The following is a 13,031-nucleotide window of genomic DNA, read 5'->3' as shown; positions in this document are numbered from 1 at the left end:
TACGGAGTTAGCGAATGATTGAGAAGCTGCTCGCATTTTCGGTCCGCCAGCGCTGGTTAGTGATGATCGGTGTACTGATGATGGCAGCGTTCGGTGCATGGAATTTCACGCGCCTGCCGATCGACGCCGTGCCGGATATCACGAACGTCCAGGTCCAGATCAACACCAACGCGCCGGGTTATTCGCCGCTTGAGGTCGAGCAGCGGATAACATTTCCAATCGAAACCGCCATGGGCGGGCTGCCGAACCTCGTCAACACCCGGTCGCTTTCGCGCTACGGGCTAAGCCAGGTGACGGTGGTGTTCAAGGATGGCACCGACATCTACTTTGCCCGCCAATTGGTGAATGAACGCGTCCAGCGAGTGAAGGATATTTTGCCGGTAGGTATTGAGACCGCCATGGGGCCAGTCTCAACCGGCCTTGGCGAAATCTACATGTACACGGTGGAGGCGAAGGAGGGGGGCAAAAGCGCCGAGGGCAAGCCATACACGCCGAGTGATCTGCGCACCGCGCAGGACTGGATCATCAAGCCGCAATTGCGCAACGTCGCCGGCGTCAACGAGGTCAACACCATTGGAGGCTTCGAAAAGCAATTCCACGTCCTTCCCGATCCCGCGAGGTTGATGGCGTATCGCCTGAGCTTCCGCGACGTCATGACGTCGCTCGCGAGCAACAACGCGAACGTGGGTGCCGGCTACATTGAAAAGAACGGCGAGCAATACCTGGTAAGGACGCCGGGGCAGGTCGCAAACGTCGAAGACATCAGGCAGATCGTAATTGGATCGCGTAACGGCGTCCCGGTCCGCATTATGGACGTCGCCGAGGTCAAAGAAGGCACTGACCTGCGCACCGGCGCAGCGACGGTGAGCGGCAAGGAGGTGGTGCTGGGGACGGCGATGCTGCTGATAGGCGAGAACGGGCGCACCGTTGCGCAGCGGGTCGCGGCGAAACTCGAGCAAATTCAGAAGTCGCTGCCCGAAGGGATCTCGCTGCGCGCGATCTACGATCGAACCCATCTAATCGATGCCACGATCGCGACCGTCGAGAAGAACTTGATCGAAGGGGCGCTGCTGGTCATCGCAATTCTGTTCCTGATCCTCGGCAACATCAAGGCGGCGTTCGCTACCGCGCTTGTCATCCCGCTGTCGATGCTATTCACGATCACGGGAATGTTCGAGAACAAGGTCAGCGCCAACCTGATGAGCCTGGGCGCAATCGATTTCGGCATCATTATCGACGGCGCGGTCATCATCGTCGAAAACTGTCTGCGGCTGCTTGCCCATGAGCAGCAGCGGCGCGGCCGTCTGCTCACCCGCGAAGAGCGGTTCGAGACGATCATCGCAGGCGCCCGTGAAGTCATCAAGCCGAGCCTGTTCGGTACTCTGATCATCGCAGTGGTTTACCTGCCGGTGCTGACGCTGACCGGTGTCGAAGGCAAGATGTTCACGCCCATGGCTTTGACGGTGCTGATGGCATTGCTCGGCGCTAGTTTGTTGTCGATGACCTTTGTTCCGGCCGCGGTCGCGTTGATGGTTACTGGCAAGGTCTCTGAAAAGGAAAATTGGTTCATGCGCCTCGCGCATCGGACCTACGTGCCACTGCTCGATTTGGCGGTCCGTCTTCGCGTCGTCGTGGCTGCGGCGGCCGTTCTTCTCGTCATCGTCAGCGGCTACGCCGCCACGCGGATGGGTGGCGAATTCATACCCAGCCTCGACGAAGGTGACGTGGCTATACAGGCCATGCGCATCCCCGGAACCAGTCTCACCCAATCTCTTGAAATGCAGATGGCGCTGGAAAAGCGGCTACTGGCGATTCCCGAGGTGAAGGAAGCCTTCGCACGAACGGGTACCGCTGAAGTCGCAACGGACCCGATGCCTCCATCGATCTCCGACGGCTACGTGATGCTGAAGCCGCGCGATCAGTGGCCTGATCCGAAGAAGCCAAAGCTCGAGGTAATGAAGGAGATCGAGACGGCTTCCGAGGAGGTGGCGGGCAGCCTCTACGAGCTGTCGCAGCCAATCCAGCTTCGCTTCAATGAGCTGATTTCCGGCGTTCGCAGCGACGTTGGCGTCAAGATATTTGGTGACGATCTCGATGTCTTGGCGCAGGTAGCGGCGCAGGTGCAGGCTATACTTCAGACCATCAAGGGAGCTGCCGATGTCAAGACCGAGCAGGTCGCGGGCCTGCCCGTTCTTACTGTGAAGCTTGATCGGCAGGCGCTGGCGCGTTTCGGCATTAACGTTGCCGATGTTCAGAGCCTGGTTGAGATCGCGGTCGGCGGCAAGTCTGCCGGGTTGGTGTTCGAAGGCGACCGCCGCTTCGACTTGGTTGTTCGGCTCCCTGATCATCTCCGGACTGACGTGGAGGCGATCAAGAGGTTGCCGATTCCGCTGCCACCGGCGGATGGGCAGGCGAAGGCTACTCCGGCCGTTTTCGGTAACTCACCACTGGCCCAGATGCGCTATGCGCCGCTGGCGGAGCTCGCCGAAATTTCAGTCTCGCCTGGGCCGAACCAGATTAGTCGCGAGGATGGCAAACGGCGCATCGTGGTGTCTGCCAACGTTCGTGGCCGCGACCTCGGCTCTTTTGTTGGCGAGGCCCAGCAACTGGTCGCAGGTAAGGTGAAGCTGCCGGCGGGCTATTGGATCGGGTGGGGCGGCCAGTTCGAGCAGCTCGTCTCGGCGACCGAGCGCTTGACCATCGTGGTTCCAATCGCGCTGCTGCTGATCTTCTTGCTGCTGTTCATCAGCCTTGGTTCGGCGGCCGATGCCCTTTTGGTATTCAGCGGAGTACCGCTGGCGCTAACCGGGGGCATTTTCGCGCTCCTGTTGCGAGGCATCCCGCTTTCGATCAGTGCCGGAATCGGCTTCATCGCCCTTTCGGGGGTTGCCGTGCTCAACGGTCTTGTCATCATTACCTTCATTGAGCGTTTGCGTGGCGATGGACGTAAGATCGTCGATGCCGTTCGTGAGGGCGCGCTAACCCGCCTGCGACCGGTGCTGATGACCGCGTTAGTCGCCTCTCTTGGTTTTGTACCAATGGCACTTGCCACCGGCGCTGGCGCTGAGGTGCAACGGCCGCTGGCCACTGTGGTGATCGGCGGCATCGTGTCGTCGACTATCCTCACGCTTCTCGTCCTTCCGGCGCTCTACATCCTGTTCCGCCGCGAAGCCTCGCCAGCCGAGTTGGCGGCCAGTTCTGTTCCTACAAAACAAGGAGATCGTTGATGAGGAAGTTGGTGCTCGTTGCGTCGGCGGTTTTGTTGGCTGTCCCAGCGATGGCACAACACGTCCACCAGAAGGGGCCAAACGGCGGGCCGCTTGAGGACGTCGCTGGCGTGCATCTTGAGATGGTGGCGTCCGGAAAGACGTTGACTTTCAACGTTTTTGACGAAGCCAACAAGCCGGTTTCGACGGGGGGCTTTTCGGGCTCGATCCTATTGGTTTCGGGGGGCGATCGCGAGACCATCCCGCTCGCAGCGTCGGGGACAGCACTCAAGGCGGACGCGAAGAATGAGATCGCCAAGGGCGCAGCGGTGAGCGTCACGATCAAGACCCCCGATGGCAAAACCGGTCAAGTCAAATTTAAGAACTGATCAAACGATTTAGTCATACGACAGCGCGAAGCGCCTACCCACCGGCGCTTCGACGCTACCGAAGATGATAGATGAGCGAGAATCAATCGAACCGGGACCTGAGGCTGGATCTGTTCCGTGGGTTGGCGAACTGGGCGATCTTTCTGGATCATGTGCCCAACAACCTCATCGCTTGGGTCACCGTCAGGAATTACGGGTTCAGCGACGCTGCTGAACTATTCATCTTCATATCCGGATTCACCGTCGCCTTTGTCTACGGCCGGATGATGACCGCAAAGGGGTTCATCGCCGCGTCGGTCGGACTGCTCGGACGTGTTTGGAAGATCTACGTCGCCTACCTCCTCCTTTTTATGTTCTACGTTGTGGCCGTCGGCTATGTAGCCCAACGCTTCGGGCACGCGCATCTTCTGGACGAATTCAACATCCGCCGCCTGATCGCAGATCCGATCGAGTACATGAAGCACGGTATGTTGTTGGAGTATCGACCGCTGAATCTGGACGTTCTGCCCTTGTATGCCGTACTGATGGCCGTTTTTCCACCGTTTCTGCGCTTGCTGATGTTTGCCCCAAATGTGGCGCTGGCCTTGGCGGGGGGCCTTTACATAACGGCTCGACAGTTAGGCTGGAACCTGTCCGGTTATCCGTCTGGACAATGGTATTTCAATCCGTTCGCCTGGCAGCTCCTATTTGCGATCGGCGCTTGGGCCGCGATCGTCGATCGCAACAAGCTCCGAACGATACTTCGCTTCGAAGCGATCTTGCCGATCTGCATCGCCTTCTTGGTCTTCTCGGCGGTCGTTACCATTGCGGCCCGTACAGGAAACGACGGACTGCTTCCGATCTCGTTGCGAGAAGTCTTTATTCCGAACGACAAGACCAACCTAGCGCCGTATCGGATATTCCATTTCGTCGCTCTAGCCGTTGTAGTCACCTGGCTCGTTCCCAAGGACGCCCAGGCGCTAAATTGGCGCGTCTGGCGACCCTTGGTGGTATGCGGTCAACAGTCGCTCGAAGTTTTCTGCGCTGGTGTGTTTCTGGCCTTCCTGGCCTATTTCGCAATCGACCTCGTCTCGGACAGCTTTTCGTTCCAGCTTGTGATCAGCGCGGGAGGGATCATGGCGATGACCGGAGTTGCCTACTTTCGTCGGTGGGCGAAGACAGCCGGATCTCGGTCGCTCAAGCGGGGGGGCGGTGACGGAGGGCTGATTGTCAGGTCATCGGGGCACGTTAGACGATGAAGGTCCGGCCTGCGTTGTCGCGATGGTGTTGGCCGAAGGACAGGGCCATGCCGAGATCATCCCCTCGAGCCGCCCCTCTTTTATCAGAGGGCCTTAGCTCCCGGGCGACTCTCCCTTCTTCGCTTGGTCCGTCCCCTTTTGCTGCCCAATATGCGGAAACTGAACCCGATGGATATTTTCGAAGGATCGGAAACATGAAGCGCCGAAACCGACGGTTGAGCAACGCTGCCTTGCTTTCGGCAGGGGTCGCCGCAATAGTTCTGCTCAGCAGTCTGCCGTCCCACACTGCGGCAGCAAATGCCCTTCGATGGACGGCCGAGGCTCCTGAGCGGGGAGCCCGCGGCTGGACCTGTATCGCGTTCGGCCGTCTTAGCGGTTGGACGTCCTATACGGGGGGCCGGAGAGCGACCAAGGATGCTGCACGCCGCTCCGCCTTGGCCTACTGCCGACAGCGGGCATTCGCCTGCCAGCCGAGCCGATGCATGGTCAATTGACCGGCCATGCCGATTTTCAGCGCCACAGTCGATGCGTTGCGACGGCTACCTCGACCGTCACGTGACGTCCATCGGCCAGCCGGGGGATGTAAAGTGCTGCGGTCGCTCACCGGCGCGAGATTGGCCAAATATTGGGGCGTGGCGCTTTCAACGGCATACGGAAGCTTCCCCAATCCGGAAGGGCGTCCGCGCGGGACTCGTAACTGGCTTTGAGCCATATTGGAATTTGGAGATCGATGTCGGCTAAGCCGAATTGATCGAACGTTACGATGAGGTCGCTCCCGCGATACTTTCTGAGATGGTCGCACCTCGGCTTCTGCAGAATAGGCCGTTGCGCTCGGTCTTCGAGCCTAGATGGGCCGTGGCGAGATCAAGTTAGCATGGCGAGCCGTTGGCGACGGGCGCCTACGCGGGCCGTTCTGCGTGCCTGATCGGTTGTCTTCAGCATTGACGCGACACCGCGGAGGCAAGCCCCATCCGAAGAGTGGCTTTGTCTTGAGGCGCGCGCTAATCGTCACCGGCGTCGTGATCCGCATCAACAAGGCCGGCGAGCAATGCGTGCGACGCCAAAGTTCAGGCGGGCAGTGCCGCTGCGGCGAGGCTGGACCTTAGGAATCACTAGGTCTCGGCTATATTGGACTTCGGTACCACCCGCGGTGATCGTGGCGCAGCAAGAGGCCCGTCCCCACGTCCGTCATCACCATGCACACCACGCGGCCGCGCACCACCGGCAGCACTATGTCTACCATCGCCGCCACCGCGCGCCGGCGCCGGCGTCCGTCCGGGCTCCGCAGGATCCGATCTCGAGCTTCTTCGCTGGACTGATCGGCGGCGTCGCCTCGTCGGTGTCGTCGGCGTCGTCGTCGCTCGTCTTGATCGCGCGGCGCGACACCGGCGCCGTAGCCAGCCAGCTTGGACTGCCTAGCCGCCTATGGTGCGCCGACTGGGTCAATCGCGTACTGCGCCATGCCGGCCTGCGCGGCACCGGATCCCGCGCCGCGTTGTCGTTCGAGAGCTACGGACACCGAGTCCGAGGCCCTGTGCCCGGAGCCACCGCGACGATGTCCCGCCGCGGAGTTGGTCATGTCGGCATCGTCACCGGCGCCACCGCGGCGGGGACCCGATCATCATCAGCGGCGACCATGCTGGGCGCGTGCGAGAGGCCGTCTACGCGGCCGGCCGCATCCGTTCATACGTCGTCCCGAACTAAGGATCGCGCACATGGGCGGCCGTCTCGACATCCGCAGTCCGCAAAAGGCCAAGCTCGACCCAGTCAAAGTCGCGCTGATCTGCGATCAATACGGCGCCGCCGCCGCGCGGGAGCGGTGGCCGTCATGGTCGTACAGGAGGCTGAAAATTGCGGCCGCTGAGGGCCGCGAGATCATCCAACGCCGCCGGGCGGAATCGGCCGAGAGTCGACAGCCCGCGGGTGGCCGCTGCGGCCGGGACGCCGCAGCGGACCTTCTTCTCGATGCCGACGTCGGACTGGCGCCGGCCGAGGTTTACAATCCGCTGTCGAGCGCCGGCGCATTCGGCGCCGCCGACATTCGCCATATCGACGGCGGCTTCCGCGCGCCGGCGCCGCATGCGCTGTAGAGGGGCCGGCATGCGGATCTCGACGACGATAGCCGCCGCGGTCGCGCTCATCGGGATCCGGCCGCTGGTCAGCGTCGGCCAGGCCGCTCCGGACCCCGCGGCCGATGTCGGCATCGAGCCGGCTAGGACGTCCGATCAGCCATGGCTCGACGACGACAACGATTACGTCGCCATCGAGACGCCAAGGCCGGCGCCGGCCGAGATGCGGAGATCCGGCGGTGGCCGACTGGCTACCCTGCGCTCCGAGCGCGAGTGGATCCTGGGGCGCTACGATCACGGCGCAATTCCGCATGCCGTCTACAGCGTCGTCCGTGATCTCGAAATCGAGATTTCCGAGCTCCAGATTAAAGCGAGCCGGTGATGCGCGTCGTCGTCCTGAAGGAAGAGGATGCGTGGGTGATCAGGTCGACGCGGCCGGGAGCAGAACCGCTCTATCTCGAGGCGCCGTGGTCCTGGAATCACGCCGCCGCGGCGGTGATCTTCCGGACGTATGAGTCCGCTCAACGCCAGCTTGCGGTGATCCCGAAGAGCGCGCACCGCGGCGCCGTGCTCGACGTCGTCCCGCTCGCCGGCGCGATGATCGCGCGACATCAGCAGCGGTCCCGATAACTGTCTCAAGATGCCATCATTGGTGTGAGTGATCCGGCCGGCCGACCGACGTTGCCGCGCTCGCGGTGGCGGCTTATTGAGCCGGGCGGGCGCCTGCCGAAGCATGATGACGGCGCCTGCCGGCGGAGTAGCTGGCTGTGGTACGCTCAGCGTGACGAAACCATCTGCTATTTGGAAGGCAATCGATGGAAAGCGAACTCGGTTTAGCTTCCCTCTATCGCACGCTCACTTACCCTGCGATAGCTCAGGGCGTCGAAGATTGCGTCACCGTGTGACGCGTCACGTGGTGACACCGCTCTTTGTGTACGCCCCCCGTTACATACCCCCTTTTGTAACGCGTAAATTAGATTTGGAAACGCTTAAATTATGCGGCGGCGATGGGCGCGCGATCCGCGAAAACGAGCCATGTTCCCATATGTTCGCCCGGCTTCTTACCGACCTTGACCGAGCGGAATTTGTAGGCCGTATCAGGCGTCGATAGCAGGGGGCTGACGACTTCACTGAGCATCGCGGCGTTCTCCGGGTCGATACGCTTCTCTCCGGCGAGGCCGTAGCCGGTGCCGGCGAGTTGGTAGGTCCCCCAGGACGTGCTCAGTCTATGCACCCCGAGCCGGCTTTTGTCCGACGGCTCAAGGACGGTCTTATAGACTGGGTCGTGTCAGCCGGACGCCGATCTTTCCAGGGGTTTCTTTGTAGCGTGCGGCAAGCTCGTGCATGAAATCGTTGCCAGGGTGCCTCCCCGGATCGACGTAGACATTACGCGCTCGCCGCGGTCGTCGATCGCCGGCGGGAGCGGGTCCGGCTCGGTCCATCCAGTCCGCTCGATCATCGCCTCGATCGCCTCACGCTGCTTGCGCGACCGATAGCTTGCTGAGGTGAGAAATAGGGCGACGCTCGTCGCAAAAGGCTCGCCGATTTGAATTGGACGGCTCTGGAGAAATTTGACAGCGCGCGCATTGCGCGGGTCCAAGGTGTAGTCCGTGACTTTCATTGGTGGCCTCAAAACGGGATGTCGTCGGGCGTCAGCAAGGGCGCCTTCTTCGGCTCCGCAGCCGGACGTCGGCGCGGGATTGTCCTGCTGACACGCTCCTGCCACGCGGCGCGCTGAGCCGCCCGCTTCTCCGCCTCCGCCTTCTTAGCCGCGGCCTTATCGGCTTCACGCTGCGCGAGCATCGCGTCGATCTTGGACTCCTAATCCGCGTACCAAGCCGCCTTCTGCTCCGTCGTCAGATGCCTTGGAGCGGGCGGAACCGGCGGACGGCGCGCTCCTAGAACAAAATGCGCCCGCACCGGCGGCAGAACCGGCCTTGCCGGCGCCGTGTTTCCGGATCCCGGAGGATGCAGGATGGTAGTCGCCGGCCGCGGCGGAGAAGCGAGCGGCTCCGTCATAATCCGGCGGCCTTCGTCGTCGTACTCGATCGTCGATGTCTCGCGCCGCTGCTCAAGCTGAGATAGAGTCGACATCGGATCCACGTCCGGCGGCCGCGGCGCCGGCGTGGGCGGCCTCGGCAGCGCCATCGGTGGGGCCGGAGCGTGAGCAGACGAAGTCGATGGCTTCACTGGCCTCGGGGGACGCGGCGGGCGGACGATGCGGGGGAGACCTGTTGCCTGCATCACGCGCACTCCATCAGGCCGGCGTTGCTCGCGTAGCAGGCGGGGCACTGGCGGTGCCCGATCCAGGAGCTCGGGAAGAGCCGCTCGCAGCCGCCGAGGCATCGGCGCATCTGCACTTTTTCGCGCTCAGTCATCTTGAATCGTGAGACCCTGTTGCTGATCGACGAGAGCGATCGGCCCATCATCGCGGCCAACGCATCGCGGTCGAGGCGCTGCTCGACGTAAAGGGCGGCCAGCTCCGCATCGGCGCGGCCATCCCACTCCTTCCAGTTACTAATCTTTGACATTGGCGATCTCCTGCTGCTGCTTTGCCCGCTTCCGCGCGAGCAGTCTCATGACTTTCGACAACGTCAGGTCGCGCTCCATCAGGCGGACGCGCTCACGCGCGACGAGTCCGTGGAGGGCTTCGACGAGATCACGCCGCGGCGCCGCCCCGGCGAGCCACAGGTGGAGCGTCGATCACGAGATCCCGAGCCCACCCGCGAGGTCGCGCTTGAACAGCGGCCCGTATAGCGCCTGTCCGACCGCACGGAGCAGCCGGGCTTCACTCGTCGATCTGACGTTTTGCGTATCACTTGTCATACGACAAGATTCGTAAACGTTGTATTCGATGTCAACTGCATTAACAAAAATTAACGTTTGCGACTTGCAGGGATCCAGAGCTGGATGGCTGCCATCGATAACCACGGGAGATCGTCATGAGAATCTTGTCAGCTATCGCCGCCGCGCTGCGGTCCGTTTTCTCGGCCGGCCGCGCTGTCCTGTCCTTGCCGTTCCGCGCTCTCGGTGCGATCGGAGGAGGCGGCTACGCGCTGCCGCCGGAAGACGACGAGGATGAGCCCGTCGTCGCCCCGTCAGTGCCGCCGGCGCCGGTTGTCGATCTGCAGGAGGTCTGGCGCGATCACGCGATCGCTCTGCAATCGTGGTGCGCCGACGCCGTCGCGATGGGCGGCCCGATGCCGATCCCGCCGCGCCTCCCCAGGGCCGTCAGGGAGTGGGCTCCGGGCCTTTCTCCGGACGAGTGCCGCGCGATCTACCGGTCTCCAGAGACGGCAGTTTCGGCGCATTTGCAAGGACTTTTCGACATCCCCGGCGTGCGCAAAGTCGGCCGGCTGCCGCTCGCGAACTGGCCGGTCGACGTCGCCGATCGCCTGACAGACGACGCCGAGCCGGATCTCACTGTCGCGACTCTGCTCGCGCGATAGCAAGGTCGCGGGTGAGGCGGGCGTTACAGCGGCGGAGGCCATCGGCTTCCGCCGTCGCCGTCTTGGCGCGCTCGTGATCGCGCGCCCGCAGGGCCTCGGAGAGCTCCAGCGCCGTTCGCAGATTGCGGGCATTCCACCGTCGCCAGGCCCGCTCGGCGTGCTGCCGCTGCGCGAGGCGGTAGCGCATCACCCCGTCGATGAGCGCGCCCGCGATCGTCAGCGAACCGACCGCGGCGCCGAGGCCGAACGAGGTGGTGTCGAAAGAAGTGTGGGGGCCGCCGACGCGCATCTTTGATCTCCTGTATCCAGCTAAATCGTACTCTCAATGTACGATCGTTGTGGACACAATACGACCACCGAGCTATCGTGGAGTTAAGTCCGTCGGTCGCATTTTAGCGACCGGGCGGATTTCAGATCGCCAGCCGGGCAGACCATGCGCATCGCAGTCCTTTCCGACCTCCATGTGGATTTCGCTGAGTTCTCGGCGCCGTCGATCGACGCCGACGTGCTTGTCGTCGCCGGCGACGTCGCGCTGCTGACGCACGCGCTGCCCTGGGTCTCTGAGACCTTCGGCGGTCAGGTGCCGCACATCATCTACGTGCCCGGAAACCACGAATTTTATCGCGGCCATCCGAAATCCGGCGAAGCGAACACGTTTTACGAAGACCAGATGGCCAGGGGACGCGCTCTCGCCGCGGCGCTCGGCATCCATCTTCTCCAGAACGACGCCGTCGAGATCGGCTGCGTCCGTTTTGTCGGCGGCACTATGTGGTCTGACTGGAGCCTTCTGCCGGCCGGATGGTCGCGCAAGATGGCGATGATGATGTCGCAAAAGGGGTGGGTCGACCGCAGCTACGTCAGCGAGCGTTTCTACCATAACGACTTCAGAGAGATACTCTACGGAGGACGGACGAGCCGGCACCGGCTGACGCCGTCGCAAAGTATCGAGCTCCACCGCGAGTCATACGATTTCTTCGCGCGGACGCTGTCGGAGCCGTTCTTCGGCGAGACGGTCTGCATCACGCACACCGCTCCAGCGTCGTCAGTGCGAGAGCGCGGGACGCACTCATGGCTCTATGGGGCGACGGACATCGAAGGCCTCATGCAGGGGCCGACGGCGCCTGCGCTCTGGATCCACGGTCACGTGCACGACTCATGGGACTACGAGATCGGGGGGACGCGGGTGCTGTGCAATCCGAGGGGATATCCTGGCGAGAACCCGGCGTTCGATCCGACGTTGACGGTAGACGTCGGCGTTGGCCTGGCGCCGAGGATCCGCTGATGGTCGTCCGCCTGCGATCACTTCGCGGTCTGCGCCGCCGGCGTCGCGTCCAGTCACGCACGGTGTCGCCGGCGATGGGCGGGGCGCCTCGCAAGAAGCGGAGTACGGAGGAGCATGACGCCCAGGTCGCCCTTTTCCGCGAACACATCGTGCCGCGGCTCCATGCCGACGCCGTAGCCTTCGCGGTCCCGAACGGCGGTCATCGAGCAAAGAGAGAGGCGATCAAGATCCGCGACGAAGGCGGCTCCGCAGGAGTACCGGATATCTGCATCATCTGGCGCGGGGTAACGTATTTTCTCGAGATGAAGGCGTTGAAGGGGCGAGTGCGGCCAGCGCAGCACGTGATGATGGCGCGCCTACGCGGCGCCGGAGCGATCTGCGCAGTCGCCAAGGGACTGCATGAGGCAATCGCGCAGCTGGAAAAGTGGGGCCTGCTGAGGCCGGCAGGAGAGGACACTGGAGCACGGGAGATCGCCGCATGACCATTGTGCACTATTCGGTAGACAAGATCACGTCAGTTTACGATGTCAGCCAATACGACAGGCGCCGTCTCGAAGCTCGATTTCTTCGGAAGCCAGAGGGTCTCTGGTTCGCGGAGGACGGGAAGTGGCAGGAGAGCGCGGGAGGATGGCGCGGCGATCCGGCAACTGCGAACAGGTACTTGATCGACCTGGATCGCGCCAACGTCATTACGATATCGGACTTCAGCGAGATGGAGCGCTTCACGGCGCGCTTTTGTCAGGGTCTAGGTAACTCGAGGCACGATGAATGGTGTCCGTTCATCAGGTGGCACGAAGTCGCAGAGGTCGCCGACGGCGTTCAAGTTGCCATAGACCCTTGGGAATTCCTTGACCCATACGAATACAAGCGCCGCTTCGACTGGCTCGCCGGTTGGGACATCGCATCAGGTTGCGTCTGGAAACTCGACAAAGTCCGCGTTCTGGATAGTTCAGGTGCTGCAGTCCCGTACGACCGGACAAAGGTTCGTGCGGTAGGCAGTGAGTGCAATGGCGTCCTGGTCGACAAATCAAGCAACTCAGAGATCGCCGCATGACCGCAGTCCATCAGATTGAGCTATTCGACCCACGCCTGACGCCGACGGCGACATCTGAAATGCTCGGAGACGCTGGTCTCCGACGCGCGATCGCCTGGATGCGGTCGCCGTCCGCCGGCCGGTATCGGTCGCGCGGGCATGGGTTGCCATACGTCGAGCGGATCGCGGAGTGCGGCGATGGCCGGCCGGCCTGGCTGATCGACGACGGCGGGACACGCATCGTGGTCGTCGGAGGGCTCGTCTGGAGGCCCGAAGACCTCGTTTTCGCTGCTCCGCACCTGCGCACCGCGGCCGCGGAGGCGGTGGCCAGGCTGGATCTGCCGTCGGCCATTGCGTCGTAATAG

General features: G+C 62.6%; 16 protein-coding genes. 11 read left to right on the top strand and 5 right to left on the bottom strand.

All coding sequences use genetic code 11. The annotated features are described in order from the left end of the window. Positions 1-14: 14 nt before the first annotated feature. From IP86_RS02770 to IP86_RS02745, 6 genes are all read left to right on the top strand, one after another. Positions 15-3,227: an efflux RND transporter permease subunit gene (locus IP86_RS02770; protein WP_012495591.1), complete on the top strand. Its 3,213-nt coding sequence runs from the start codon at positions 15-17 to the stop codon at positions 3,225-3,227. Further along, positions 3,227-3,595, top strand: a complete 369-nt coding sequence (locus IP86_RS02765; RefSeq protein WP_012495592.1) for a hypothetical protein — start codon at positions 3,227-3,229, stop codon at positions 3,593-3,595. Before IP86_RS02770 ends, IP86_RS02765 begins: the two co-directional genes overlap by 1 nt. A gap of 71 nt (positions 3,596-3,666) precedes the next feature. Next, complete coding sequence (locus IP86_RS02760) at positions 3,667-4,833, top strand: OpgC family protein (RefSeq protein WP_012495593.1); 1,167 nt, start codon at positions 3,667-3,669, stop codon at positions 4,831-4,833. Between the two features lie 1,715 nt (positions 4,834-6,548). Then, positions 6,549-6,923, top strand: coding sequence for a hypothetical protein (locus tag IP86_RS02755; RefSeq protein WP_012495594.1), 375 nt, complete (start codon positions 6,549-6,551; stop codon positions 6,921-6,923). A 10-nt stretch (positions 6,924-6,933) separates the two neighbouring features. Further along, complete coding sequence (locus IP86_RS02750; RefSeq protein ID WP_011502567.1) at positions 6,934-7,284, top strand: hypothetical protein; 351 nt, start codon at positions 6,934-6,936, stop codon at positions 7,282-7,284. Beyond that, entirely contained in the window at positions 7,284-7,532 is a 249-nt protein-coding gene (locus IP86_RS02745) for a hypothetical protein (RefSeq protein ID WP_012495595.1), read from the top strand. Before IP86_RS02750 ends, IP86_RS02745 begins: the two co-directional genes overlap by 1 nt. A gap of 364 nt (positions 7,533-7,896) precedes the next feature. Here IP86_RS02745 and IP86_RS02740 read toward each other — a convergent pair whose 3' ends face one another. From IP86_RS02740 to IP86_RS02730, 4 genes are all read right to left on the bottom strand, one after another. Further along, on the bottom strand, positions 7,897-8,136 hold the full coding sequence (locus IP86_RS02740; RefSeq protein WP_011502569.1) for a hypothetical protein: 240 nt from the start codon (positions 8,134-8,136) through the stop codon (positions 7,897-7,899). Between the two features lie 54 nt (positions 8,137-8,190). After that, positions 8,191-8,523: a hypothetical protein gene (locus IP86_RS02735; RefSeq protein WP_012495596.1), complete on the bottom strand. Its 333-nt coding sequence runs from the start codon at positions 8,521-8,523 to the stop codon at positions 8,191-8,193. A gap of 8 nt (positions 8,524-8,531) precedes the next feature. Beyond that, positions 8,532-8,705 carry a hypothetical protein gene (locus tag IP86_RS28460; protein WP_012495597.1) on the bottom strand — a complete coding sequence of 58 codons (174 nt, stop codon included), beginning with the start codon at positions 8,703-8,705 and terminating at the stop codon, positions 8,532-8,534. Between the two features lie 440 nt (positions 8,706-9,145). Then, positions 9,146-9,433, bottom strand: a complete 288-nt coding sequence (locus IP86_RS02730) for a hypothetical protein (RefSeq protein WP_012495598.1) — start codon at positions 9,431-9,433, stop codon at positions 9,146-9,148. 411 nt (positions 9,434-9,844) lie between these two features. Here IP86_RS02730 and IP86_RS02725 point away from each other — a divergent pair, with 411 nt between their 5' ends. Continuing rightward, positions 9,845-10,351 (top strand): hypothetical protein, encoded by a 507-nt coding sequence (locus IP86_RS02725; RefSeq protein ID WP_012495599.1) that lies wholly within the window; start codon positions 9,845-9,847, stop codon positions 10,349-10,351. Here IP86_RS02725 and IP86_RS02720 read toward each other — a convergent pair. Beyond that, a complete protein-coding gene (locus IP86_RS02720) occupies positions 10,323-10,640 on the bottom strand; it encodes a hypothetical protein (RefSeq protein WP_011502573.1) in 318 nt (105 codons plus the stop codon). The genes IP86_RS02725 and IP86_RS02720 overlap by 29 nt on opposite strands. A 144-nt stretch (positions 10,641-10,784) precedes the next feature. On the opposite strand from IP86_RS02720, the gene IP86_RS02715 reads away from it, so the two are divergent. The 4 genes from IP86_RS02715 to IP86_RS02700 are packed head-to-tail and all read left to right on the top strand — an operon-like array spanning position 10,785 to position 13,028. Then, positions 10,785-11,633 carry a metallophosphoesterase gene (locus IP86_RS02715; RefSeq protein WP_012495600.1) on the top strand — a complete coding sequence of 283 codons (849 nt, stop codon included), beginning with the start codon at positions 10,785-10,787 and terminating at the stop codon, positions 11,631-11,633. Beyond that, the gene (locus IP86_RS02710) at positions 11,633-12,115 is read left to right on the top strand and encodes a VRR-NUC domain-containing protein (RefSeq protein ID WP_012495601.1); all 483 of its coding nucleotides are present in this window, start codon (positions 11,633-11,635) and stop codon (positions 12,113-12,115) included. The genes IP86_RS02715 and IP86_RS02710 overlap by 1 nt, the downstream gene beginning before the upstream one ends. Next, positions 12,112-12,687 (top strand): hypothetical protein, encoded by a 576-nt coding sequence (locus IP86_RS02705; RefSeq protein ID WP_011502576.1) that lies wholly within the window; start codon positions 12,112-12,114, stop codon positions 12,685-12,687. Before IP86_RS02710 ends, IP86_RS02705 begins: the two co-directional genes overlap by 4 nt. Further along, on the top strand, positions 12,684-13,028 hold the full coding sequence (locus IP86_RS02700; protein ID WP_011502577.1) for a hypothetical protein: 345 nt from the start codon (positions 12,684-12,686) through the stop codon (positions 13,026-13,028). Before IP86_RS02705 ends, IP86_RS02700 begins: the two co-directional genes overlap by 4 nt. Positions 13,029-13,031: the final 3 nt, after the last annotated feature.

Origin of the sequence: Rhodopseudomonas sp. AAP120 (genome assembly GCF_001295845.1) — a bacterium.
GTDB lineage: Bacteria > Pseudomonadota > Alphaproteobacteria > Rhizobiales > Xanthobacteraceae > Rhodopseudomonas.
This window is presented reverse-complemented; position numbering and strand designations above follow the sequence as displayed.